Source organism: Allobosea sp. LjRoot90, from assembly GCF_964254315.1.
Lineage (GTDB): Bacteria > Pseudomonadota > Alphaproteobacteria > Rhizobiales > Beijerinckiaceae > Allobosea.
Map to the genome: position 1 here is coordinate 220,871 of NZ_CAXUTF020000005.1, position 22,928 is coordinate 243,798.

Consider the following 22,928-nt stretch of genomic DNA (forward strand, 5'->3'; position numbering starts at 1 on the left):
GGCCCACACGGCCGCGACGAATGAACTGATCAACGTAGCACAAGATAAAAAGGGGAGACGACCATGAGACCATTGCGCTTTCGAACATTCGCGGCGGCGGTTGGCATGCTCGCGCTGAGCCTCGGCGGGGCGGTTGCACAGAGCTACCCGACCAAGCCCGTTCGCATGATCGTGCCCTTCGCTCCCGGCGGGCGCGTCGAGGCGGTTGCGAGGCTGATCGCCGATGCGCTCAGCAAGGATCTCGGCCAGCCCTTCCTGGTCGAAAGCCGGCCCGGTGCCGGCGGGGCGATCGGCGCGGATTTCGTCGCCAAGGCCCAGCCCGACGGCCACACGCTGCTGCTTTGCTCCGCTGGCGTGCTGGCGATCCTGCCGAATGTCGACAAGAAGCTGCCCTACGACTCCGTCAAGGACTTCACGCCTGTCGCCCGGCTGATCGAAGGCTTCACCTTCATTGGCGCCTATCCTGGCCTGCCGGCGAAGTCGATCGCCGAACTTGTCGCATTGGCCAAGCAGAAGCCGAACTCACTCGGATACGCCTCGAGTGGCATCGGCACCTACAGCCATCTCGCCGGCGAGCTGGTCGCCATCGCCTCGGGCGCGCCGATCAAGCACATCCCCTACCGGGGCAGCGGGCCGGCGCTGAACGACATCGTCGCCGGCCATGTGCCGCTGATGATCGGCGGCGAGCTCGGCGACCTCGCCAAGGCCGGCAAGATCCGCATCCTTGCGACCACGAACGAAAAGCGCTCGCCCGAATTCCCTGACGTTCCGACCATGAAGGAAAGCGGCTTTCCGCAGTTCGTCGCGCATTCCTGGGTCGGGTTGGTCGGGCCGGCCAAGATGCCGTCCGCCATCGCCGACAAGCTCAACCTGACGCTGGCCCGCGTCATGGCCGATCCGGCGACGCAGGAGAAGCTGCGAGGACTCGGCGGCGAGCCCGCCTATCTCGCGGCGGCTCCGTTCGGCAAGACGATCGCGAGCGATATCGCCATCTATGCCGACATCATCGCCAAGGCCGGGCTGAAGTTCGAGTAAGACGAGCCCGTTTCAGCCCGCGAGGGTCAAACCCGTGCCGGCTCCAGTCGGTACGGCGACCTCGCCGCCCTCCAGGCTCAGGCCTGAGAAGCGGTCGTCGTTCAGGAGCGCCATCTCGGAGAATTCGTGCGGGAAGCGCGGCGCGGGCAGGCTCGCCGCCAGGTGCACGGTGTGGGCGTGGATGATGCTCGACCCGAACACCGCGCCAAAGCGAAAGCCGAGATCGGCGGCCCGGCAGATCGCGACCGCCTGCGCGGTCCGGCTCGGGCCGCCAAGATTCAGGATCCGCAGGTTGATCGATTCGACCTGGCCGGCATCGGCGATCCGCAGGATCGAGGGCAGGTCCTGGGCGCTTTCATCGGCTTCCACCGGCACGTCGAGGGCGCGCGCGACCGCGATGAAGCTCTTGAAATCGGTCGCCGCCGTTGGCTGCTCGACGAGTTCCAGCCCGAAGCGCGCAATGGCGTTGATGGCCCGCACCGCGGTCTTCGGGGTGTAGGATTCATTGGCGTCGATCATCAGCGCGATGTCCGCCCCGACGGCGCTCCTCACGGAGCGGACACGGTCGAGATCGAGCTCAGGCTCGCCGGAGACCTTGACTTTCAGATACCGAAAACCGGCACTCACGAGCCCCTCTGCAACCTCGGCCATGCGCTGCGGTGACTTGAGGGGGATGATCCGCGTATTGGCGAAGCGTTCCTGGCGCTTGCCGCCATAGAGATCGTGCAACGGCACGCCGAGCGCCCGGGCCCGCAGGTCGAGCAGGGCGCATTCAATCCCGGCCTTTATCGGCAAGGCGCCGTGCAGCCGGTGGTCGAGCCCGTCCATAATCGCCCCGATCGCCGTCTCGTCCTGGCCGACCAGGCCCTCGCAGAGATAGTCGAAGCTCGCCTTCACCACCTCCAGCGGCTCGGTCCAGGGCGGCATGGCGCGGACATAGCCGTGCCCTTCGACACCGTGCGCATCGGACAGTATCACCGCGAAGCCCCGGATGCGGGTCAGCGGTCCCTGCGCGAAGCGCCATTCGGGGTCCGACAGCGTCTGGTCGATCGCGACCGTCCTGACTGCGCCGATTGCCATCGAAACTCCCGCTGCTTCGTTTGGTTGACCGAGCCGACCCTATCACACCAGGCTTGTCATCAGGTCAATAGTATATAAAACTGGCCTAATGACATAATGAGCCGATCAAGGCTCCTGATCATAGGGCGGCGAGGGAATGCAGAGCCAGGATGAAGCTCGCCCGGCAGGGCCGGGGGAGGCCGTTGCGGACAACAAGGCCGTACGTGCAGCTGGCGATATCCTGGCAGGCTTGCTGTTCGCGGGCCTGGGGCTCGCCGCACTCCTCATCGGTCGCGGCTATCCGGTCGGGAGCTCGCTCGATATGGGCCCGGGCTATCTGCCGCGCGTCGTCGCGGGGGCTCTGGTGCTCACCGGCCTCGTCGTGATGCTCAGGGGCATGCGGCTGCGCGCCTTTGGCTGGCCGGCCTTCCCACTGCGCGCAATGGGCTGGATCGCGGCCGCGATCCTGCTGTTCGCTGGCCTTGTCGAGCGGACCGGCCTGTTCGTCGCTTGCCTCGCCAGCATCCTGGTCGCGGCCCTTGGCGACCCGCAGGCGCGCTGGCGCGAGGTGCCGGTGGTCGCAGTGACCTTCGCTGGCTTCTGTGCGCTGCTGTTCGGCTATGTGCTGAGGCTGCCGGTTCGGGTCTGGCCGCTGTGAGCGAGATTCTCTCCTCGCTCGGCATCGGACTGGCCGTCGCCGCGACGCCGATGAATCTCTGGTACTGCTTTCTCGGCGCACTGGTCGGCACGCTGATCGGCGTGCTGCCCGGGCTGGGGCCGATCGCCACCATGGCGATGCTGCTGCCGCTGACCTACTATCTCGAACCGACAGGCGCGCTGATCATGCTCGCCGGTATCTATTACGGCGCACAATATGGCGGCTCGACCACCGCGATCCTGATGCGGTTGCCCGGGGAATCCTCTTCTGTCGTCACCTGCCTCGACGGTTACGAGATGGCGCGGCAGGGCAGGGCGGGCACGGCCCTGGCGACGGCGGCCCTGTCATCCTTCCTTGCCGGCACGATCACGACGCTGCTGATCGCCTTCTTCAGCCCGGCGCTGACCGCCGTCGCGCAGCGCTTCGGGCCGGCGGAATATTTCTGCCTGATGATCCTCGGACTGACCGCGGCGATCGTGTTCGCGCAGGGCTCGCTGCTGAAATCCTTCGGCATGATCCTGGTCGGGCTGCTGTTCGGTCTCATTGGCGCGGACGTCAACACGGGCCTCGACCGGTTCACCTTCGGCATTGCCGAGCTACGCGACGGCGTCGGCATCGCGGCCCTGTCGATGGGGGTGTTCGGCATTGCCGAGATCGTGCTCAACCTGGCGCGGCCGGAGCAGGGCGGCGAGCGCGCCCAGAACGTCTCGTCGCTGCGGCTGAGCGCGGCAGACTTCCGGGCGGCCTGGCCTGCCGCCCTGCGCGGGACGGGTATCGGTGCACTGCTTGGCATTCTGCCGGGCGGCAGTGCCATGATGGCGTCTTTCGCCTCCTACTCGGCCGAGAAGAAGCTGTCCTCGTCGCCCGAGCGTTTCGGCCATGGCGCGATCGAAGGCGTCGCGGGTCCTGAGGCTGCCAACAATGCCGGCGCGCAGGCCTCCTTCATCCCGATGCTGGCGCTCGGCATCCCGAGCAATTCCGTCATGGCGATGATGGCCGGCGCCATGCTGATCCACGGCATTGCGCCGAGCCCGAACCTGGCAAGCGTCCAGCCCGGGCTGTTCTGGGGGCTGATCGTCTCGATGTGGCTCGGCAACGTGATGCTGCTCATCATCAACCTGCCATTGATCGGTCTCTGGGTCAGGCTCCTGCAGGTGCCCTATCGGCTGATGTTCCCGGCGATCCTGCTGTTCTGCTGCATCGGCATCTACTCGGTGAACTACAGCGTTTTCGAAGTTGCCCTGCTGGCATTGTTCGGCGTTGCCGGCATCATCTTCGCACTGCTGAACTGTCCGTTGGCCCCGCTGGTCCTTGCTTTCATTCTCGGGCCGGCGATGGAGGAAAACCTGCGCCGTGCGATGCTGATTTCAGGCGGAGATCTCGGTATTTTCACAAGTCCGGTGTGCATCGCCATGCTCGCCGCAGCGGCGATGATCTTGTCGATGATCATCTTCCCGTCATTCCGGAACGTCAGAGCCGTGGCCGTCGACGGATAGCTCCGCGACGGACTTTGCGCGGCAGTGCGCTTCAAGTCCGAGCAGCTGTTTCCGACGACACTAGGCGTGACCGTTTGTGGCTTTGCCCCGGGCGACCTCGCCGGCAATGGCGAGGAAGGCAGCGACGCTGCCGAGGCTACGGGTCTCCCGCCGCGTCACCAGATATTCGCCGGCCACGATATCGACATCGGAAATGGCGATCGCCTTGAGCCTGGGGTCGAAGCCTCGCTCCTGATCGAGCACGATGCCGATGCCGATGCCGGCCGCAACCGCCTCCTTGACGGCTTCACGACTGCCGAGCGTCAAATGCGGCGGAAGCTCGAGGTCATGCTCCGCCAGCGCCGCCTCGAAGAGATGACGTGTCATCGAGCCGGCTTCGCGCGTCACGAGGCGCTGACCCGGCAATTCGTGAGCCTCGACCTGCTCGCGATTCCACCAGGGGTGGCCGGCGTGCACGAGAATCTCGACCCGCTGGGCGACCACGAAATCGCAGGCGAAATCGGGATGAGGTTCCCGCAGCGTCGCGATGGCGATGTCCACGCGGTGCTGCGCGACGAGTTCCAGAAGGCTGCTCGAGTTCTCCAGCCGCACATCGAGCTGAACACCCGGATGCTCCGCGGTGAACCGTTGCAGGATCGGCATCGCGACATAGGGCGCGCATAGGCCGATCGCGAGGTGCCCGGTGGCGAGGGCGCGGCCGTCGCTCATCCGCGCCGAGATATCGTCGAGCATGAGGATGGCCTGACGCACCTTCGGGAGCAGGTCGAGCGCGTCAGCCGTCAGCTCCACGCCGCTCGCCGCGCGCAGGAAGAGACGCGTCCCGACGGCGTCTTCCAGCGATTTCACATGTTGGGTGATCGCCGACTGGCTGACGCCGAGCGCCTGGGCTGCGGCTGAAAAGGTCGGGTGGTTCGCGACGGCGTGGAAGGCGCGGAGCTGGGCAAGGTTCATCGGGTAGCCTGAATAAGCGTAGCTTCATTTCAGTGTCACATACTTTAGCGACACTTATATCACGACGAAAAGCCAGAAGGCACGGAGAGTTTCATGCTCAGCCTCCCCAGCAAGATGATCGCGCGTCTCGCCGCTACGGCGACGTTCGCGCTCGTGAGTGGCGCTGCCCTCGCCAAGGAGGTCGTGATCTACAACGCCTCCGACAGCGTCAACAGTGCGCTCGTCGGCGCCTTCAAGAAGAAGTATCCCGGCATCGAGGTGAAGTTCGTCTCCGGCTCTACCGGTCCGATTGCCGAGCGGGCGATCGCCGAAAAGGGCAAGCCCCAGGCGGACGTCGTCTATCTCGTCAATAACGTCGCGCTGGAACAACTAAAGCAGGCCGGCGTGTTCGAGCCCTATGAGCCGAAGGGATCGAAGATCCTGCCGGCCTTCCGCGACGCAGATGGCTTCTACAGCAAGTACTTCGCCACCACGATGTGCATGGTCGTCAACAAGGAGCGGCTGGCGCAGAAGGGGCTGCCCATGCCGGCGACGTGGGAAGACCTGATCAAGCCGATCTACCGCAAGGAGATCTCGCTGCCCTCGCCGCTGAAATCCGGGACCGGCGGCGCAATCCTGACGACCTTCGTCGATGCCTTCGGCTGGCCTTTCGTCGAGAACCTGAACGAGAACGTCTATCAGTATGCGGATGGCGGTTCGGGCGGCGCGCAGCTGGCCGGCGCCGGCGAGGTCGCGATCGGCCTGACCTTCGACACCACCTGCTTCGAGACCAAGGCCTCGGGCAAGCCGGTGGAGATCGTCTACGGCCGGATCACGCCCAACGTCACCGAAGGCGGCGGCCTGGTCGCCGGCGGCCCGAACCCGGTCGAGGCGAAGATCTTCCTCGATTTCATGGCGAGTGACGACGCGGCCGCCGTGCTCGGCAAGGTCGTCGGTGCCACCGCAGTACCCGGGTACGGCCTGGTCGATCTCAAGCAGATCACGCTCTGGCAGGTGCGGCGCCCGGTCGACATGACCGAATTCCGCCGCGAATTCGCCAGCCGCATCCTCAAGCAGTGACCGGGTTGATCGAACTCGCGGCCCCGCCCGCCAGCGAGCGGCCGGGTGTCGCGGCGGGCTGGCCGCATCTGGCCGTGCGCGATGTCGTCAAGTCCTATGGCGGCCCGGCGCGCGCGGTCGATGGCGTCGCGCTGGACCTCGCCAAGGGCGAGTTCGTCACGCTTCTCGGCGATTCCGGCTGCGGCAAGACCACATTGCTCAGGATCATTGCCGGCTTCGTGCGGCCCGATGGCGGGCAGATCAGCCGCTCCGGGGAGGACGTCACCGAGATGGCGCCGGCACGCCGCCGGATGGGCTTCGTCTTCCAGTCCTATGCGCTGTTCCCAACCAAGACGGTCGCCGACAATATCGGCTTTGCGCTCGCGATCGCGGGGCGCTCCCGCGCCGAGCGGGAGCGCCGCATCGCCGATCTCGCGCGGCTGGTCGAGATGGAGCGCCTGCTTGAGCGCTACCCCCACGAACTCTCCGGCGGGCAGCAGCAGCGCGTCGCTTTGGCGCGTGCGCTCGCCTCGGACCCGGAGGTGCTGCTGCTCGACGAGCCGATGTCGGCGCTGGATGCGCGCATTCGCGTCAAGCTGCGCAACGAATTGCGCGCCATCGTCGACCGGCTCGGGATCACGACGCTTTATGTGACGCATGACCAGGAAGAGGCGCTGGCCCTGTCCGACCGCGTCGCGGTGATGCGCGACGGCCGCGTCGAGCAGATCGGCAGCCCGGCCGAAATCTATCATCGGCCGGCCTCGCGCTTCGTCGCCAGCTTCATCGGCACCTCGAACCTCGTCGAGGGCCATGCGGTCGAGGGCGGCGTCGATGCCTATGGCGACATCTGGCCGATGCTGCTTCCCCCAGAAGCGAGACCGGGCGAGCTGGTCGCCGCGATCTACCGGCCCGAGCATATCGCGGTCGCCCCGGATGGGCCGGGATTGGCCGGGCGGATCGCCGGCTCGGCTTTCCTTGGCGCGGTCGTCCGGCTCACGGTGACGCTCGACTCCGGCCGCACCGTGATCGCCGACTGCCCATCGCACCAGGCCGAGCTGCTGGGCGGACGCGGTGCGCCGGTCGTGCTGCGCCCCGATGCGCGCCGGGCGGCCCTGCTTCCCTCCGGCGAGCGGTCGTGACACGCCTGCTGCGCCAGCTCCCGCAGGCGCTGGTCAGCGGCGTCGTGACGTTGTTGCTGGTGATCTTCATCGGCGTGCCGATCGGCGCCGTGCTGGTCGAGAGCTTCGTCATCTCCGGACCGATGCCGCCGGCGCGCCTCAAGGCCGTCACCGCCGAGGCGCTCGGCCAATTGCCGGCGCAGGAGAGCGCGGCATTGCTGCAGCGCTGGCGCGCGTCGGCGACCGAGACCGAGCGTGTCGAGGCCACGGCCATGGCGTTTCGCCTCGCCGGGCTCGAACCGGGCTGGAACCGCAAGGCGCCTTATTCGGATCAGGCCAGGGCGATGGAGACTGCGCTCGCCGCCCTGCCTGCGCAGGTGCGTGCGGAGGTGACCGACAACTGGGCGCTCGCCCATGTGATGCAGCACAAGCGCACCGCGCTCGCCTTCCGGGTCAAGAGCCTGATCGGCCAGCAGGCATTCGACATATTGCGCAATGGCAGCGAGGAGCGCTGGGGGCTCGACCACTACCTCAAGGTCTTCCAAGACAGCTATCTGCGCAATGCCGCGCTCAACAGCCTGATGCTGGCCGGCCTCTCGGTCGTCTTCACGACCTCCCTCGCCTTTGCCCTCGCCTACGGCATCAATTGCGGCGGCATGCCCTGGCCATCCGTGATGCGCGGCGTCTTCCTGATGCCGCTGGTCGCGCCGCCGGTGCTGATCGCGACCGCCACCGTCATGCTCTTCGGCCGGCGCGGGCTGGTGACCCATACGCTGCTTGACCAGGGCCTCGGGCTGATCGATGCCGACGAGACCAATCTCTACGGCCTCGTTGGCGTCGTGCTGGCGCAGACCCTGTCCTTCCTGCCCGCGACCCTGATCGTCCTCGACAATGTCCTGCGCCGGCAGGACGGCCGGCTCGACGAAGCCGCCGCCGGCCTCGGCGCCAGCCATTTCACCACTTTCCGGGAGGTCACGCTGCCGCTGGCCCTGCCGGCGCTCAAGCGCGCGATCGTGCTCGTCTTCATCATGAGCCTGACGGATTTCGGCAACCCGATGATCCTCGGCCGCGATACGCCGGTGCTTGCCGGCATCGTCTATGACGAGATCACAGCCTATCGGAATACGCCGCTGGCGGCGGCTTTGTGCATGTGGCTGATCATTCCCTCGCTGCTGCTCTATCTCGGCCTCGAGCTCTTCGGACGGCGCAAGGGCTATTCGAGCGCGAGCGTCGCGGCGCGCTCCGAGCTTTCGATGCCGCGCTCCTGGCGCATCGGCCTGACGGCGATCGCGGGGATAGTCGCGGTCCTGATCTTCGCGGTCTACGGCACCATGGCGCTCGGCGCAGTCACCAGGGTCTGGGGCACGGACTGGAGCCTGACGCTCGGCTACTTCACCGGGGAAGGCGTCAATATCGGCCTGGCCGGGACCGGCTATGGCAGCTCGGAACGCGGGTTCGGGCTCGTCTGGGACAGCCTGCGCATCGGTCTCATCGCGGGCCCGATCGGCGGGCTGTTTGCCGTGGTGATCGCCTATGTCGTCGAGCGCCTGCGGCCGCCCGGCGCCAATCTCATCGTCTTCCTGGTGCTGGTACCGGCGATCCTGCCCGGCATCATCTTCGGCATCGGCTATATCGTCGCCTTCAACGTCCCCTTCGGCATTCCCGCTTTGTCGCTGACCGGCACCTCGGCGATCCTGGTCGTCAACATCCTGTTCTCGAACATCTTCGTCGGCGTGCTCGCCGCACGCGCCGCCCTCCAGCGCGTGGACTGTTCCATCGATGAGGCGGCCGAGAGTCTCGGCGCCGGACTGGTCTCGCGCTTCGTCAACGTCACCCTGCCGATCCTGCTGCCTGCCCTATTGCTCGGGACGCTCTATGTCCTCATCGACGCACTGACGACGCTCTCCTCGGTGATCTTCCTGGTGTCGGGCAATCACAAGCTCGCCTCGGTCGCGATCTTCAACCACGCCAATTCCGGCGAGTACGGCTACGCCGCCGCCAAGAGCCTCCTCCTGCTCGCCTTCGCGCTTGCGGCCATCGGCCTGGCGAGGCTGATTGAGCGGCGCCGGGAAACGGGAGGGCGCCGCCGCTCGCCGCCGGTTCTGCCCGGCCTTTCTTCCGCTATCTCCCGGTAAATCCCGAATGACCCACGACCTCGTCTCGCGCGACGCCGCCGCCTTCTTCCATCAGAACGGATCGAGCCCCTGTCTCTCGGCGCTGCGCGCCGTCGAGGGCATCTGGCTGGAAGATACTGACGGGCGGCGCTTCATCGATCTGCATGGCAATACCGCCCATCATGTCGGGCATCGCCATCCGGAGATCATCGCGGCGCTGAAGCGCCAGCTCGACATCCTGCCCTTCTCGCCAAGGCGGTACACCAACGAGCCCGCCGTCGCGCTTGCCGAGAAGCTGCTAGCCCATTGGCCCGGGGCGCCGGCCAAGCTTCTCTTCGCCACCGGCGGCTCCGATGCGATCGAGATCGCCCTCAAGCTGGCGCGCGTCAACACCGGCCGCCATGAGACGATCTCGCTCGAAGGCTCGTATCACGGCCACGGTTTCGGCAGTTTCGGCCTGTCGAAGGCGGCTCCCGATCCGCGTCTCGGCCCGTTCCTGCCCGGACGTCGCCATGTGACGCCCTATTGGGCGCCAGGTGGAGCAGAGCGCATGCTCGCGGAGATGCGCGATGCCTTCGCGCAGTCGCAAGGCGGCATCGCCGCCGTCGTGGCCGAGCCGATCCGCTCGAATTGCCACATGCCTCCAGATGGGCTCTGGGCCGAGGTCCGCGAACTCTGCGCCCGGCACGGCGCCCTGCTGATCTTCGACGAGATCCCGTCGGGGCTCGGCAAGACCGGCCGCTTCTTCGCTTTCGAGCATGTCGGCGCGGTGCCCGATGCGGTGGTCCTGGGCAAGGCGCTGGGCGGGGGCATGCTGCCGATCGCCGCGGTGATTGCCGACGCAAGGCTCGACATCGCTCCGGAGCTCGACCTCGGCCACTATACCCACGAGAAGAACCCGCTGACGACGCTCGCCGCCCTGACGATGATCGAGATCATCGAGCGCGATGGGCTGGTCGAGCGAGCCGCCCGGCTGGAGCAGGAGATCAGATCGCGCATTGGCGAACTCGCCCGCACGGCGCCGGCGATCCGCGGCGTTCGCGGCGCCGGCCTTCTGCTTGCGCTCGAGTTCGATCCGGCCATGTGTGGCGGCGGTTCAGGTGCCGACCTTGCGGGGGATCTCGTTCAGGCCTGCATGGATTGCGGTCTCTCGACCGTCTCCAAGGGCGGCGCCAGCATCGGGTTCTCCTTGCCGATGACCGTGAGCGACGCCGAGCTCGACCTGATATTGGAGGCGGTGCTGAAGGTTGCCGAGGCGCTCCGGGGCTAGACAGGATGTGGCGCGGTCGGCGTCTTCAATCGCCTATTGTGCAAGGCCCTGAGCTGCCCGGTCTGTTTTCGAGCCGCCAAGGGCAGGCCCCTCTTCCCACTCAGACGACTGAGCCCAACCTTTGGTGAGCTCGGAACGCCGTTGGCCTTATCGCATTCTGAAGGCTATGTGATCCGATGCGCGTGGATGTGCTCGGACTTCAGGCCTTCGTCAGCATCGCCGAGCGCGGCAGTTTCCGCGCCGCCGCCTCGCACCTCAACCTGTCGCAGACGGCGCTCAGCCACCGCATCCGCAAGCTGGAAGAGTCGCTCGGTACACCCCTGTTCCTGCGGACCACGCGCCAGGTTTCGCTGACCGCGGCCGGCACGACGCTGCTGCCGCGGGCGCGGCGCATCTTCGAGGATCTCGGCTTCGCCATCAACGAGGTCAAGGTCGAGCTGCGCGAGGGCGACGAGCAGGTCTCGCTCGGCTGCTTGCCGACGGTGGCGGCGCATTGCATGCCCGCGGTGATCGCTGCCTTCGCGGCGCGCCATCCCGGTGTTGGCGTCAGGATCCACGACAATTCGGCCTCCGAGATCGCCGACAAGGTCCAGTCGGGCGAGGCCGAGTTCGGCGTCACCATCGTCGCCGCCAATCGCTGGGACCTCGAGCTGAAGCCGGTCGTCAAGGAACCCTTCGTCCTGGTCAGTCATCGCGCGATGCCGCTGGCGCAGGCGACCTCGCTGACCTGGGCGCAGTTGCAGGACGAGCCTCTGGTGCGCATCAGCGCCGAGACCGGCAACCGTATCCTGATCGACGACGCGCTCGGCGCCCGCCGCGAGACCTTGACCTGGCGCTACGAGGTCCAGCGCGTCGTCACCGCGGTCAGCCTGGTGCGCTCGCGCATCGGCTATGCGGTCGTGCCGCAGCTTGCGCTCGATGTCGTCGATGCCGGCGATCTGGTCGCGATCCCGCTGCGTTCGCCGGCTGTGACCCGGACGCTCGGCATCATCACGCGCAAATCGGTGCCGTTGCGGCCGGTGACACGCGATCTCATCTCGATCCTGAGCCAGGCCCTGAAGCGCAGCATCGTGCCGCGGCGAGATGAAGAAAAGTAATCAATCGCTGCATTCTTATCATTTGATGGCAGAATGGCTTTGGCCGAACCTCGCGGCGGGATGAAACGCGTGAGGAGAGGCCAGCATGGCAGGCGCCAACACGGCAGCGATCGCCTTCATCGGCTTCGGCGAGGTCGGGCAGGCGTTTTCGCGCGGCCTTCTGGCCAAAGACGGTGTTGCCATCCGCGCCTATGACCTGCTGTTCGGCAGTGGGGCCGGCACCCGCCTCGAGGCCGCCGCACAGGAACTCGGCGTTGTCTGCACACCCTCGGCGCAGGAGGCTTGTTCGGCTGCGACCTTCATTTTCTCGGCCGTTACCGCCGACCGTGCTGAAGCGGTAGCGACCGAGGCGGCTTCCTGGCTGAAGCCGGGACAGATCTTCGTCGACGTCAACTCGGCCGCGCCCTCGACCAAGCAGCGGGCGGCGCAGGCGATCGCTGCGAGTGGCGCCGACTATGTCGAGGCTGCCGTGATGGCGCCGGTACTGAAGCCCGGCTTAAAGGTCGCGATCCTGACCGGCGGCCCGAAGGCGCAGGCCACATCCGACGCGCTCAACGAACTCGGCATGAACCTGACGCCGGTCTCGGAGATCTATGGCCGGGCCTCGGCGATGAAGCTTTGCCGCTCGATCGTCATCAAGGGGCTGGAGGCGCTGATGGTCGATTGCGCCGCCGCCTGCGAGGTCTGGGACGTCAAGGACCCGGTCTTCGCCAGCTTGCACGCGACCTTCCCGTCGATCGACTTCCACGCGCTCTCCGCCGACATGCGCGAACGCGTCGCGACCCATGGCGTGCGCCGCGCCGCCGAGATGCGCGAGGCGGCCGAGATGCTGGCGGCGGCGGGCTTCCATCCCGGCCTCGCCGGCGCCATCGCCGATGCGCAGCAGCGTGGCGCCCGTCGCAAGGAGGGCGCTCGATGAGCCTAGATCGTCGCTTTGTCCTCGCCGGCCTCGGGCTTGCCGGTTTCGCTGGACTCGGGCCGGTGCGCGCCCAGGCGGATTGGCCGAGCCAGCTCATCCGGATCGTCGTGCCGTTCACGCCCGGCGGCAGCACCGATGTGCTGGCGCGGGTGATTGCCAACAGGCTCGAACGGGTCATTCCCGGCAAGGGCTTCGTGATCGAGAACCGTCCGGGCGCCGGTGGGATGACGGCGGCAGGCCAGGTGGCGAAAGCCGAGCCCGACGGGCACACGCTGATGATGGGCCATATCGGGACGCTGGCCTTCGCGCCCTCGCTCTACACCAATGTGCCCTATGACCCGGTCAAGGATTTCCAGCCGGTCGCGCTCGTCGCCATGCTGCCGAACATCCTGGCGATCAATCCGAAACTGCCGGCCAAAACCCTCGCGGAGTTCATCGCCTACGCCAAGGCGAACCCCGGCAAGCTGAACTACTCGTCCGGCGGGCAGGGCAGCGCCGCCCATATCGCCACAGCCTATTTCTGTTACCACGCCGGTATCGAGGCGACGCATGTGCCCTATCGTGGAACGGCGCCCTCGGTGAACGACATCGTCGCCGGCAACATCCAGTTCACCCTGACTGGCGGACCGGCCGTTCTGCCACTCGCGGAAGGCGGCCAGCTTCGGGTGCTCGGTGTCGCCGGGCGCGAGCGTGTCGGCTTCGCGCCCGATCTGCCGACACTGTCCGAGAGCGGCCTGCCGGATTTCGAGGCGGTGCAATGGTACGGGCTCGTGGCGCCGGCGCGCACACCGCGCCCGATCGTCGAGCGGCTCAATCGCGAGATCAATGCGCTGCTCGGCCAACCGGACTTTGCCGCAGCCTTGGCCAAGGACGGCGCCATCGCCCGACCTGAACCGCCTGAGGGCTTCGGCAAGCTGATCGCCTCGGAGCTGGCACTCTGGCGCGACGTCATCAGCCGTGCCGGCATCAAGGCGGCGGAGTAAGTGATGGGCCAGCTCGCCGTTCCCTGCATGTTGATCCGCGGCGGTACCTCCAAGGGCGCCTATTTCCTGGCCGACGATCTGCCGGCGGATATCGCTGCACGCGACGCCTTCCTGCTCGCGGTGATGGGTTCGCCGGACAAGCGCCAGGTCGACGGGCTCGGCGGCGCCCATCCGCTCACCAGCAAGGTCGCGATCATCTCGGCCTCCAGCGAGCCGGGCTGCAACATCGACTTCCTCTTCGCGCAGGTCGGGATCGAAACGGCGAGCGTCGATACGACGCCGAATTGCGGCAACATCCTCGCCGGGATCGGGCCCTTTGCGCTGGCTCGCGGGCTGATCAAGGCGAGTGGGCCGCGCACGACGGTGCGGGTCCGGACGATCAACACCGGCACGATCGCCGATCTCACGATGGATACGCCGGACGGCGAGGCGAGCGCTGAGGGGAGTGCGCGCATCGATGGGGTGCCGGGCACGTCGGCGCCGATCGATATCGGCTTCCTCAATGCCGAGGGCTCGGTCTGCGGCGCGCTGCTGCCGACCGGCAATGTCGTCGATTTGATCGAGGGCGTGCCCTGCACGCTGATCGACAACGGCATGCCGGTGATCGTGCTGCGGGCTGCCGATGTCGGGCGGACCGGCTATGAGCCGCGCGACGAGCTCAATGACGATGTCGAGCTCAAGGCCCGCATCGAGGCGATCCGCCTCGCGGCTGGGCCTTTGATGAATCTCGGCGACGTCACGAAGAAGGTCGTGCCGAAGATCGCGCTGGTCGCGCCGCCACAAGCGGGTGGGGCAATCTGCACGCGCAGCTTCATCCCGCATGAATGCCATGCCTCGATCGGGGTCTTCGCCGCGGTGACTGTCGCGACCGCCGCCGTGTTGCCGGGCTCCCCCGCTGCGTCTGTCGTGGTGATGCCTGAGGGCGGCGAGCGTTCGCTCTCGGTCGAGCATCCGACCGGCGAGTTCACGGTGACGCTGACGGTCGGCGGGTCGGTGAAGCAGCCGGTGGTCGAGCGGGCAGGGCTGCTGCGTACCGCGCGCATCCTGATGGCAGGGCAGGCCTTTGTGCCGGCTGGTAGATTTTGAGAGAGGAGCGCATTGCGATGAGCGCCCAGAAGACAGGCTTGGTGATCACCGCCCATCCCGGCGATTTCGTCTGGCGTGCCGGAGGCGCCATCGCGCTGCACGCCAGGCGCGGCATGCGCGTCAAGATCCTCTGCCTGTCCTATGGCGAGCGCGGCGAGAGCCAGTTCGCCTGGAAGAAAACCGGGGTCAGGATGGAGGAGGTCAAGGCGCAGCGTCGCGAGGAGGCGGAGGCCGCCGCCGCGATGCTGGGGGCCGAGATCGAGTTCATGAACGCCGGCGACTATCCGCTGCGCACGACCGAGCCGATGCTGGAGCGCGCCATCGACATCTTCCACGAGCTGGGGCCGAGCTTCGTGCTGACCCATGCTCTCGAAGACCCCTATAATGTCGACCACCCCGAGGCGGCGCGCTTTGCGCAGGAGGCGCGCATCATCGCGCAGGCGGCCGGGCATAAGCCCGATCCCAACCGTGCTTATGCCGCCCCACCGGTCTTTCTGTTCGAGCCGCACCAGCCTGAGCAGTGCAACTTCAAGCCGAACGTCATCCTCAACATCGACGAGGTCTGGGAGGTGAAGCGCCGGGCGTTCGAGATCCTCGCCGCGCAGAAGCATCTCTGGGAATACTACACCCGCGTTGCGCTCAATCGCGGCATGCAGGGCGGCCGCAATTCCGGCAAGGCGATGACCTATGGCGAGGCCTATCAGCGCCTCTTTCCGGAAGCTTTGGAGACGCTGGCATGAACCCCGTCGTCGTCCGCACGAAGAAGCGGGCTTCCGCCGCCGCGATGGCCGATCTCGCCGCGCTTGGCGTCTCCACCACGCATGAGGCGATGGGCCGGAGCGGGCTGCTGAAGCCGTATATGCGACCGATCTATGCCGGCGCGCAGATCGCGGGCGGGGCGGTGACCGTGCTCGCCCAGCCCGGCGACAACTGGATGATCCATGTCGCCATCGAGCAGGTGCAGCCGGGCGACGTGCTCGTCGTCGCCTGCACGGCTGACAACACCGACGGCATGTTCGGCGACCTGCTCGCGACCTCGCTCAAGGCGCGCGGCGGCATCGGCCTCGTCATCGATGCCGGGGTGCGCGACGTGCGCACGCTCACCGAGATGGGCTTCCCGGTCTGGTCGCGGGCAATCTCGGCCAAGGGCACGGTCAAGGCGACGCTTGGATCGGTCAATGTGCCGGTGGTCTGCGCCGGTGCGCTCATCCATCCCGGCGACGTGATCGTCGCTGACGATGACGGGGTGGTGGCGGTGCCGCGGCGCGATGCGGAGGCGGTCGCCGCCGCCGGCCGCAAGCGCGAGGCCAATGAAGACGAAAAGCGTAGACGCCTCGCCGCTGGCGAACTCGGGCTGGACATGTACGCTATGCGGGACGGCCTCGCAAAAGCGGGCCTTACCTATCGCGACGACGAAGACGACTGAGCAACCCCGAAAAACGGGGATCAGGCACAACTTTCGGGAGGAACGATAACATGACTAATCGCAGGACTGTTCTCAGTGGAATGCTCGGCCTAGCGCTGGCGGCTTCGGTTAGCAGCGCGGCTCTGGCGCAGGACGCGGTCAAGATCGGCCTGATCCTGCCGATGACCGGCCCGTTCGCCTCGACCGGACGGCAGATCGCCGCGGCGGCCAATCTCTATATCCAGGAGAAGGGCGCAACCGTTGCCGGCAAGAAGATTGAGCTCATCCTCAGGGACGACACCGGCACCGCGGACGTCACCCGCCGCATTGCGCAGGAGCTGATCGTCAACGACAAAGTCACCGCGATCGCCGGCTTCGGCCTGACGCCGCTGGCGCTCGCCACCGCGCCGCTCGCGACGCAGGCCAAGACGCCGATGGTGGTGATGTCGGCGGCGACCGCGATCATCACCGAGCGCTCACCCTTCATCGTGCGCACCAGCCAGGTCGTGCCGCAGATCGGTTCACCGTTCGGGACCTGGATCGCCAAGCAGGGCACCAAGCGCGTCATCACCATCGTTTCCGACTACGGCCCGGGTCATGACGTCGAGAGTTCGTTCTCGGAGGCGTTCAAGGCCGGTGGTGGCCAGGTCGAGAACATCCGCGTGCCCTTGCAGAATCCGGACTTCTCGCCCTTCCTGCAGCGCGTCGCCGACAGCAAGCCGGAGGCGCTCTTGGTCTTCGTGCCGTCGGGCGTCGGCGCCCAGTTCATGAAGCAGTTCGTCGAGCGCGGCCTCGACAAGAGCGGCATCAAGCTGATCGGCACCGGCGACCTGACCGATGACGACATCCTCAACGGCATGGGCGACATCGCCCTTGGCGTCATCACTGCCCAGCACTATTCGGCTTCGCATGACAGCCCGGAGAACAAGGCCTTCGTCGAGGGCTTCAAGAAGGCCAATCCCGGCATGCGGCCGAACTTCATGGCGGTCGGCGGCTATGACGGCATGCACGCGCTCTATGAGGGCCTGAAGAAGACCAAGGGCGAGGGCGGCGAGGCGCTGGTGACCGCGATGAAGGGGATGAGCTGGGTGAGCCCACGCGGGCCGATCTCGATCGACCCCGAGACGCGCGACATCATCCAGAACGTCTATATCCGCAAGGTCGAGCGCGTGAACGGCGAGCTCTACAACCAGGAGTTCGAGACGATCCCGAACGTCAAGGACCCGACCAAGGCCAAGAAATAGGCCGGCCAAGGCGGACCCGACGTGCTCACCATCCTGTTCGACGGCGTCGCCTACGGCATGATCCTGTTCGTGCTGGCCTGCGGGCTGTCCGTGACCATGGGGTTGATGAACTTCATCAACCTCGCCCACGGCGCCTTCGCTATGTTCGGCGGCTATGTCACCGTGCTGGCGATGCAGCGGCTCGGCCTGCCATTCCTGTGGGCGCTTCCGGCGGCTTTCCTCGCCTCTGCGCTGGCGGGCCTGGTGCTGGAGCGGCTGGTCTATCGGCCGATGTACGCCAAGAGCCACCTCGACCAGGTGATGTTCTCGATCGGGCTGGTGTTCATGTCGGTCGCCGGCGCCGACTACCTGATGGGGTCGAGCCAGCAATTCGTGCATCTGCCGGAGTGGCTGAGCGGGCGCTTCGATCTCGCCGGCATCGGCGTCGGCCGCTATCGCCTCTTCATCATCCTGCTCTGCGGCGCCCTGGCCTTCGTGATGCAATGGGGCTTCACCCGTACGCGCTTCGGCAGCCGGCTACGCGCCGCGGTCGACGATGCGCGAGTGGCGCGTGGTCTCGGCATTCCGGTCAACCGGCTGTTCGCGCTGACCTTCGCCTTCGGCTCCGGCCTCGCCGGCCTCGGCGGCGCGCTCGGCATCGAATTGATGGGGCTCGATCCGACCTTCCCGTTGAAGTTCATGATCTACTTCCTGATCGTCGTGACCGTCGGCGGCACCTCGACCATCTCCGGCCCGTTCTTCGCCGCGATGCTGCTCGGGGTCGCCGACGTCGCCGGCAAGTACCTCGTGCCGCAGCTCGGCGCCTTCATCATCTACGCGCTGATGGTGGTCCTGCTGATCACCCGGCCGCACGGTCTCTTTGCGAGAGGTCGGGCATGAGTGCCGACAGCGTCGAAACACGCGTCCGGCGCTCGCTCTACGCCGCGCGCCGCTGGCATCCGGCCGAGATCACGTTCTGGGTCCTGGCCGTGGCGGCCTTCTTCCTGCTGCCGCGCCAGCTCCTGATCCTGAACGAGATCGCGATCCTCGGGCTCTTTGCCGTCTCGCTCGACCTGATCCTCGGCTATGCCGGCATCGTTTCGCTCGGGCATGCCGCCTTCTTCGGCTTCGGCGCCTATGCGGCCGGGCTCTTCGCCAAGCACGCCAGCGCTGACCCGCTGGCTGGGCTGGCTGTCGGGATGGGTGCTGCCGGGCTGCTCGGCCTGCTCACCAGCCCGCTGATCCTGCGCGGCAGCGACCTGACGCGCCTGATGGTGACGCTCGGCGTCGCGCTGATCCTGGGGGAATTGGCGAACTCGCTCGGCTGGCTCACCGGCGGCGCCGATGGCTTGCAAGGCATCGTGATGGGGCCGGTGCTCGGCCTGTTCGAGTTCGATATCTTCGGCCGGGTCGCCTATCTCTATTCGCTCGCCGTGCTGTTCGTGCTGTTCGTTCTGGCGCGGCGCATCGTCGGCTCGCCCTTCGGCCTGTCGCTGCGGGCGATCCGTGACAACCCCTTGCGTGCCTCGGCCTCGGGCGTGCCGCTGCACTGGCGGCTCGTCGCGGTCTACACGCTGGCGGCGGCCTATGCCGGAGCGGCCGGGGCGCTGCTCGCCCAGACCACGCAGTTCGTCTCGCTCGACGTGCTCGCCTTCCATCGCTCGGCCGACCTGATGCTCGTCCTGATCATCGGCGGCGCCGGCTATCTCTATGGCGGGCTGATCGGGGCTGTCGCCTTCAAGCTGCTGCAGGACGTGATCGCGAGCTTCACGCCGCAATACTGGATGTTCTGGATCGGGCTGTTCCTGGTCTTGTTCGTGCTCGGCGGGCGCGAATTGATCCATGGTGGGATCAAGGCGGTGGCGTTGCGGATCGGCCGCCTTGCCCGGAGGTCGCCGACATGACGGCGGCGCTCCAGACCTTCGATCTCTGCAAGACCTTCGGCGGCATCACCGCGACCGACCATGTCGATTTCACGCTTCAGAAGGGCGCGCGCCATGCGCTGATCGGCCCGAACGGCGCCGGCAAGACCACTTTCGTCAATCTCCTGACCGGGGTGCTGCGGCCGAGCTCCGGCCGTGTCGAGCTGCTGGGTGAGGACATCACTACGCTGCCGCGCGAAACCCGGGTCGGGCGCGGGCTAGCGCGCACCTTCCAGATCAATCAGCTTTTTGCGACCATGACGCCGGTCGAGATGATCGCGCTCGTCACCTCCGAGCGGCTCGGGCGCGGCCGGCAGCCTTTGCGCGCGCTCGACCAGGATGGCGAGCTCGTTGCCGAGACGACCGAGATCCTCGCTCGCTTCAGGCTCGACGACATCATGGACGAGCGCATCGCGACCTTGCCTTATGGCAAGCAGCGCCAGATCGAGATCGCCGCCGCCTTCGCGGCAAAGCCCAGCGTGCTGTTGCTCGACGAGCCGGCGGCGGGGGTGCCCGAGGCCGAGCGCCGCGAATTGATGGCGATGGTCGCCGGCCTGCCCGAGGACGTCTCGGTCCTCCTGATCGAGCACGACATGGACCTCGTCTTCCGCTTCGCGACGCGGATCACGGTGCTGGTCAACGGCCACCTGATTGCCGACGGCACGCCGAGCGAGATCGCGGGCGATCCGGCCGTCCGCCAGGCCTATCTCGGGGAGCACGCCCATGGCTGAGCTCCTCACCGTCGAGCGCCTCAGCGCCGGTTATGGCGAGGCCATGGTGCTGTTCGACATCGACCTTGTGCTTGCCGAGGGCCGCTCGCTGGCACTGCTCGGACGCAACGGTGTCGGCAAGACGACATTGGTCAACAGCATCATCGGCGTCACGCGCCGCCGCGGTGGCAGGATCGCGTTCGCCGGGCGTGACATCACGACGGCTTCGCCGGAGCAGCGCGCGCATGCCGGCATCGGCTGGGTGCCGCAGGAGCGCAACATCTTCAAATCGCTGACCGTGCTGGAGAACCTGACCGCCGTGGCGAAGCCCGGCCCGTGGACGGTGGAGCGTGTCTTTGCGATGTTTCCGCGCCTTGCCGAGCGCAAGGGCAATCTCGGCAACCAGCTCTCCGGCGGCGAGCAGCAGATGCTGGCGATCGGCCGGGCGCTGATGCTCAATCCGAGGCTCCTGTTGCTCGACGAGCCGACCGAGGGCCTTGCGCCGATCATCGTCGAGGAATTGCTGCGCGCCCTGAAGCGGCTGGTCCGCGAGGAGGGGCTCTCGGCGATCGTGATCGAGCAGCACGCCCGCAAGATCCTCGACCTCACCGACGAGGCGATCGTGCTCGAGCGCGGCCGCGTCGTCCTTGCCGCCGGGAGCGCCGAGCTCCTCGCCGACCCGTCACGGCTCGAGCGCCATCTCGGCCTCGCCGCCGCCTGATCCATCGACTGAAAACAGGAAAGGAAACGCCATGAGCCAGAGACAGAAGCCGCCGTTCCGGGGCGACATGGTCGGTAGCCTGCTGCGCAGCACGCCGGTCAAGGACGCTCGCGCCAAGCTCGCTTCCGGTGAAATCAGTCAGGCCGAGCTGACGGCGATCGAGGACGAGGAGATCAAAAAGCTCGTCCGCAAGCAGGAGGACGTCGGCCTGCAGGCGGTGACCGATGGCGAGTTCCGCCGCGCCTTCTGGCATTTCGACTTCCTCGACGGCCTCTCCGGCGTCACCAGCTTCGAGACCGATTCAGGCATCCAGTTCAAGGGCGTCACCACCAAGGGGCATGCGGTCCGCGTCACCGGCAAGCTCGACTTCCCGGACGACCATCCGCATCTCGCTCATTTCAAGTTCCTGGCCTCGACGACCAATCGCGTGCCGAAGATGACGATTCCGAGTCCGTCGATGCTGCATTATCGCGGAGGGCGCAAAGCGATCGATCCCAGCGCCTATCTCAGGGTCGAGGACTACTATGCCGATCTCGGCAAGGCCTACGCCAAGGCGATCAAGGCCTTCTACGATGCCGGTTGCCGCTATCTCCAGCTCGACGACACCAGCCTGTCCTATTTCTGCGATCCCGAGCAGCGCAAGATGCTGGCGGAGCGTGGTGATGATCCCGAGCAGCTGATCTTCATCTATCGCGACGTGCTCAATGCGGCGCTCAAGGCCAAGCCGGCCGACATGCAGATCACCACCCATACCTGCCGCGGCAATTTCAAGTCGACCTTCATCGCCTCTGGCGGCTATGAGCCGGTCGCCGAGATGGTCTTCAACGAGATCAATGTCGACGGCTATTTCATGGAGTGGGACGACGACCGCTCGGGTGGCTTCGAGCCGCTGCGCTTCCTGCCCAAGGGCGACAAGCAGGTCGTGCTCGGGCTGGTGACCTCCAAGTTCGGCGAGATCGAGAGCAAGGACAACCTCAAGCGCCGAATCGAGGAAGCCGCCAAGTTCGCGCCGCTGGAGCAGCTCTGCCTGTCGCCGCAATGCGGCTTCGCCTCGACCGAGGAAGGCAATGTCCTTGCCGAGGATGAGCAATGGGCCAAGCTCGCGCGCATCCTCGAGGTCGCGAAGGAAGTCTGGGGATGAGCGGGGAGCCCTGCTTCGACATCGCCCATCTCGGCCATGTCGAGCTCTTCACCGACAAGCCGCAGGAGAGCCTCGATTTCTTCGTCAATATCTTCGGGCTGACGGAGAGCGGGCGCGAGGGTGACAGCGTCTATCTGCGCGCCTGGGACGACTACGAGTTCCACACGCTGAAGCTCACCGCGGCGAAGACGACGGGCGTCGGCCATATCGGCTACCGTGCCACGAGCGAGGCGGGCCTGCTCCGGCGCGTCGCGGCGATCGAGGCGATGGGCTGTGGCATCGGCTGGACCGAGGGCGATCTCGGCCATGGCCGGGCCTATCGCTTCCGCGACCCGGACGACCACGTCTTCGAGATCTATTTCGAGACCAATAAATATGCCGCTCCTGAGAAGGAGCGGCCTGCCCTGAAGAACCAGGCGCAGCGCAACCATGGCCGGGGCTGCGCCGTGCGCCGGCTCGACCACCTCAACCTGCTTGCGCAGGACGTGGCGGCGATCCGCGATTTCATGCCGAAGGCGCTCGGCAGCCGGATCACCGAACAGATCGTGCTCGATTCAGGCGAGGTCGGCGGCTGCTGGTTCACAGTCAACAACAAGAGCTACGACATCGCCTATACCCGCGACCACACCCCGGCGCGCGGGCGCTTCCACCACGTCACCTACGCCGTCGACCAGCGCGAGCACATCCTGGAAGCGGCTGATCTCTTCCTCGAGAACGGCGTCTTCATCGAGACGGGGCCGCACAAGCACGCGGTGCAGCAGACCTTCTTCCTCTATGTCTACGAGCCCGCCGGAAACCGCGTCGAGATCGCCAATGCCGGGGCGCGCCTGATCCTCGATCCTGACTGGCAGACCGTGACCTGGACGGAAGAGGAGCGGAAGAAAGGGCAGGCCTGGGGGCTGAAGACGATCGAGAGCTTCCACACGCATGGGACGCCGCCTTCGGGGAAGTAGCTCGGCTTTAAGAGCGCTGAAGCTGCGCT

The 22,928-nt window shown here is 66.6% G+C and carries 22 protein-coding genes; 20 read left to right on the forward strand and 2 right to left on the reverse strand.

The genetic code is table 11. From position 1 onward, the window contains the following. Positions 1 to 105: 105 nt before the first annotated feature. Positions 106 to 1,035 carry a Bug family tripartite tricarboxylate transporter substrate binding protein gene (locus ACSQ3M_RS19605; RefSeq protein WP_436151752.1) on the forward strand — a complete coding sequence of 310 codons (930 nt, stop codon included), beginning with the start codon at positions 106 to 108 and terminating at the stop codon, positions 1,033 to 1,035. 12 nt (positions 1,036 to 1,047) lie between these two features. On the opposite strand, the gene ACSQ3M_RS19610 is transcribed toward ACSQ3M_RS19605, so the two are convergent. After that, positions 1,048 to 2,115 carry a mandelate racemase/muconate lactonizing enzyme family protein gene (locus ACSQ3M_RS19610; RefSeq protein WP_436151753.1) on the reverse strand — a complete coding sequence of 356 codons (1,068 nt, stop codon included), beginning with the start codon at positions 2,113 to 2,115 and terminating at the stop codon, positions 1,048 to 1,050. Positions 2,116 to 2,251: 136 nt separating this feature from the next. On the opposite strand from ACSQ3M_RS19610, the gene ACSQ3M_RS19615 reads away from it, so the two are divergent. After that, positions 2,252 to 2,752, forward strand: coding sequence for a tripartite tricarboxylate transporter TctB family protein (locus tag ACSQ3M_RS19615; RefSeq protein WP_436151754.1), 501 nt, complete (start codon positions 2,252 to 2,254; stop codon positions 2,750 to 2,752). 50 nt (positions 2,753 to 2,802) lie between these two features. Continuing rightward, positions 2,803 to 4,248 carry a tripartite tricarboxylate transporter permease gene (locus ACSQ3M_RS19620; RefSeq protein ID WP_436151946.1) on the forward strand — a complete coding sequence of 482 codons (1,446 nt, stop codon included), beginning with the start codon at positions 2,803 to 2,805 and terminating at the stop codon, positions 4,246 to 4,248. Between the two features lie 60 nt (positions 4,249 to 4,308). Here the strand turns inward: ACSQ3M_RS19620 and ACSQ3M_RS19625 are convergent, their stop codons facing one another. Continuing rightward, positions 4,309 to 5,199, reverse strand: a complete 891-nt coding sequence (locus ACSQ3M_RS19625; RefSeq protein ID WP_436151755.1) for a LysR family transcriptional regulator — start codon at positions 5,197 to 5,199, stop codon at positions 4,309 to 4,311. A gap of 93 nt (positions 5,200 to 5,292) precedes the next feature. On the opposite strand from ACSQ3M_RS19625, the gene ACSQ3M_RS19630 reads away from it, so the two are divergent. The 17 genes from ACSQ3M_RS19630 to ACSQ3M_RS19710 all read left to right on the forward strand — a co-directional run bounded on the left by ACSQ3M_RS19630 (position 5,293) and on the right by ACSQ3M_RS19710 (position 22,899). After that, on the forward strand, positions 5,293 to 6,258 hold the full coding sequence (locus ACSQ3M_RS19630; RefSeq protein WP_436151756.1) for an extracellular solute-binding protein: 966 nt from the start codon (positions 5,293 to 5,295) through the stop codon (positions 6,256 to 6,258). A gap of 5 nt (positions 6,259 to 6,263) precedes the next feature. Next, positions 6,264 to 7,376: an ABC transporter ATP-binding protein gene (locus ACSQ3M_RS19635; protein WP_436151757.1), complete on the forward strand. Its 1,113-nt coding sequence runs from the start codon at positions 6,264 to 6,266 to the stop codon at positions 7,374 to 7,376. Next, positions 7,373 to 9,490, forward strand: a complete 2,118-nt coding sequence (locus ACSQ3M_RS19640) for an ABC transporter permease (protein WP_436151758.1) — start codon at positions 7,373 to 7,375, stop codon at positions 9,488 to 9,490. Before ACSQ3M_RS19635 ends, ACSQ3M_RS19640 begins: the two co-directional genes overlap by 4 nt. A 7-nt stretch (positions 9,491 to 9,497) precedes the next feature. Next, a complete protein-coding gene (locus tag ACSQ3M_RS19645; protein WP_436151759.1) occupies positions 9,498 to 10,739 on the forward strand; it encodes an aminotransferase class III-fold pyridoxal phosphate-dependent enzyme in 1,242 nt (413 codons plus the stop codon). Between the two features lie 176 nt (positions 10,740 to 10,915). Then, positions 10,916 to 11,836: a LysR family transcriptional regulator gene (locus ACSQ3M_RS19650; RefSeq protein WP_436151760.1), complete on the forward strand. Its 921-nt coding sequence runs from the start codon at positions 10,916 to 10,918 to the stop codon at positions 11,834 to 11,836. Positions 11,837 to 11,921: 85 nt separating this feature from the next. Further along, positions 11,922 to 12,755 (forward strand): NAD(P)-binding domain-containing protein, encoded by an 834-nt coding sequence (locus ACSQ3M_RS19655; protein WP_436151761.1) that lies wholly within the window; start codon positions 11,922 to 11,924, stop codon positions 12,753 to 12,755. After that, on the forward strand, positions 12,752 to 13,738 hold the full coding sequence (locus tag ACSQ3M_RS19660; RefSeq protein ID WP_436151762.1) for a Bug family tripartite tricarboxylate transporter substrate binding protein: 987 nt from the start codon (positions 12,752 to 12,754) through the stop codon (positions 13,736 to 13,738). The genes ACSQ3M_RS19655 and ACSQ3M_RS19660 overlap by 4 nt, the downstream gene beginning before the upstream one ends. Positions 13,739 to 13,741: 3 nt before the next feature. After that, positions 13,742 to 14,824 carry a 4-oxalomesaconate tautomerase gene (locus tag ACSQ3M_RS19665; RefSeq protein WP_436151763.1) on the forward strand — a complete coding sequence of 361 codons (1,083 nt, stop codon included), beginning with the start codon at positions 13,742 to 13,744 and terminating at the stop codon, positions 14,822 to 14,824. Positions 14,825 to 14,841: 17 nt separating this feature from the next. Next, complete coding sequence (locus ACSQ3M_RS19670; RefSeq protein WP_436151764.1) at positions 14,842 to 15,564, forward strand: PIG-L deacetylase family protein; 723 nt, start codon at positions 14,842 to 14,844, stop codon at positions 15,562 to 15,564. After that, complete coding sequence (locus ACSQ3M_RS19675; RefSeq protein WP_436151765.1) at positions 15,561 to 16,250, forward strand: 4-carboxy-4-hydroxy-2-oxoadipate aldolase/oxaloacetate decarboxylase; 690 nt, start codon at positions 15,561 to 15,563, stop codon at positions 16,248 to 16,250. The genes ACSQ3M_RS19670 and ACSQ3M_RS19675 overlap by 4 nt, the downstream gene beginning before the upstream one ends. A 50-nt stretch (positions 16,251 to 16,300) precedes the next feature. After that, the gene (locus ACSQ3M_RS19680; protein ID WP_436151766.1) at positions 16,301 to 17,473 is read left to right on the forward strand and encodes an ABC transporter substrate-binding protein; all 1,173 of its coding nucleotides are present in this window, start codon (positions 16,301 to 16,303) and stop codon (positions 17,471 to 17,473) included. 21 nt (positions 17,474 to 17,494) lie between these two features. Continuing rightward, on the forward strand, positions 17,495 to 18,352 hold the full coding sequence (locus ACSQ3M_RS19685; RefSeq protein ID WP_436151767.1) for a branched-chain amino acid ABC transporter permease: 858 nt from the start codon (positions 17,495 to 17,497) through the stop codon (positions 18,350 to 18,352). Continuing rightward, the gene (locus ACSQ3M_RS19690; protein WP_436151768.1) at positions 18,349 to 19,356 is read left to right on the forward strand and encodes a branched-chain amino acid ABC transporter permease; all 1,008 of its coding nucleotides are present in this window, start codon (positions 18,349 to 18,351) and stop codon (positions 19,354 to 19,356) included. Before ACSQ3M_RS19685 ends, ACSQ3M_RS19690 begins: the two co-directional genes overlap by 4 nt. Then, positions 19,353 to 20,105 carry an ABC transporter ATP-binding protein gene (locus ACSQ3M_RS19695; protein WP_436151769.1) on the forward strand — a complete coding sequence of 251 codons (753 nt, stop codon included), beginning with the start codon at positions 19,353 to 19,355 and terminating at the stop codon, positions 20,103 to 20,105. The genes ACSQ3M_RS19690 and ACSQ3M_RS19695 overlap by 4 nt, the downstream gene beginning before the upstream one ends. Continuing rightward, positions 20,098 to 20,805, forward strand: a complete 708-nt coding sequence (locus ACSQ3M_RS19700; protein WP_436151770.1) for an ABC transporter ATP-binding protein — start codon at positions 20,098 to 20,100, stop codon at positions 20,803 to 20,805. The genes ACSQ3M_RS19695 and ACSQ3M_RS19700 overlap by 8 nt, the downstream gene beginning before the upstream one ends. Before the next feature lie 31 nt (positions 20,806 to 20,836). Then, a complete protein-coding gene (locus ACSQ3M_RS19705) occupies positions 20,837 to 21,946 on the forward strand; it encodes a 5-methyltetrahydropteroyltriglutamate--homocysteine S-methyltransferase (RefSeq protein WP_436151771.1) in 1,110 nt (369 codons plus the stop codon). After that, positions 21,943 to 22,899: a catechol 2,3-dioxygenase gene (locus tag ACSQ3M_RS19710; RefSeq protein ID WP_436151772.1), complete on the forward strand. Its 957-nt coding sequence runs from the start codon at positions 21,943 to 21,945 to the stop codon at positions 22,897 to 22,899. Before ACSQ3M_RS19705 ends, ACSQ3M_RS19710 begins: the two co-directional genes overlap by 4 nt. Positions 22,900 to 22,928 lie beyond the last annotated feature (29 nt).

Excerpts from the sequence above, each read along its gene's own strand:
- ACSQ3M_RS19665 (WP_436151763.1), top strand. The coding sequence starts at position 13,742 with ATGGGCCAGCTCGCCGTTCCCTGCATGTTGATCCGCGGCGGTACCTCC.
- ACSQ3M_RS19655 (WP_436151761.1), top strand. The coding sequence starts at position 11,922 with ATGGCAGGCGCCAACACGGCAGCGATCGCCTTCATCGGCTTCGGCGAG.
- ACSQ3M_RS19695 (WP_436151769.1), top strand. The coding sequence starts at position 19,353 with ATGACGGCGGCGCTCCAGACCTTCGATCTCTGCAAGACCTTCGGCGGC.
- ACSQ3M_RS19625 (WP_436151755.1), bottom strand. The coding sequence starts at position 5,199 with ATGAACCTTGCCCAGCTCCGCGCCTTCCACGCCGTCGCGAACCACCCG.
- ACSQ3M_RS19680 (WP_436151766.1), top strand. The coding sequence starts at position 16,301 with ATGACTAATCGCAGGACTGTTCTCAGTGGAATGCTCGGCCTAGCGCTG.
- ACSQ3M_RS19605 (WP_436151752.1), top strand. The coding sequence starts at position 106 with ATGCTCGCGCTGAGCCTCGGCGGGGCGGTTGCACAGAGCTACCCGACC.
- ACSQ3M_RS19675 (WP_436151765.1), top strand. The coding sequence starts at position 15,561 with ATGAACCCCGTCGTCGTCCGCACGAAGAAGCGGGCTTCCGCCGCCGCG.
- ACSQ3M_RS19630 (WP_436151756.1), top strand. The coding sequence starts at position 5,293 with ATGCTCAGCCTCCCCAGCAAGATGATCGCGCGTCTCGCCGCTACGGCG.
- ACSQ3M_RS19705 (WP_436151771.1), top strand. The coding sequence starts at position 20,837 with ATGAGCCAGAGACAGAAGCCGCCGTTCCGGGGCGACATGGTCGGTAGC.
- ACSQ3M_RS19650 (WP_436151760.1), top strand. The coding sequence starts at position 10,916 with ATGCGCGTGGATGTGCTCGGACTTCAGGCCTTCGTCAGCATCGCCGAG.
- ACSQ3M_RS19670 (WP_436151764.1), top strand. The coding sequence starts at position 14,842 with ATGAGCGCCCAGAAGACAGGCTTGGTGATCACCGCCCATCCCGGCGAT.
- ACSQ3M_RS19615 (WP_436151754.1), top strand. The coding sequence starts at position 2,252 with ATGCAGAGCCAGGATGAAGCTCGCCCGGCAGGGCCGGGGGAGGCCGTT.
- ACSQ3M_RS19690 (WP_436151768.1), top strand. The coding sequence starts at position 18,349 with ATGAGTGCCGACAGCGTCGAAACACGCGTCCGGCGCTCGCTCTACGCC.
- ACSQ3M_RS19660 (WP_436151762.1), top strand. The coding sequence starts at position 12,752 with ATGAGCCTAGATCGTCGCTTTGTCCTCGCCGGCCTCGGGCTTGCCGGT.
- ACSQ3M_RS19620 (WP_436151946.1), top strand. The coding sequence starts at position 2,803 with ATGAATCTCTGGTACTGCTTTCTCGGCGCACTGGTCGGCACGCTGATC.
- ACSQ3M_RS19610 (WP_436151753.1), bottom strand. The coding sequence starts at position 2,115 with ATGGCAATCGGCGCAGTCAGGACGGTCGCGATCGACCAGACGCTGTCG.
- ACSQ3M_RS19710 (WP_436151772.1), top strand. The coding sequence starts at position 21,943 with ATGAGCGGGGAGCCCTGCTTCGACATCGCCCATCTCGGCCATGTCGAG.
- ACSQ3M_RS19645 (WP_436151759.1), top strand. The coding sequence starts at position 9,498 with ATGACCCACGACCTCGTCTCGCGCGACGCCGCCGCCTTCTTCCATCAG.
- ACSQ3M_RS19700 (WP_436151770.1), top strand. The coding sequence starts at position 20,098 with ATGGCTGAGCTCCTCACCGTCGAGCGCCTCAGCGCCGGTTATGGCGAG.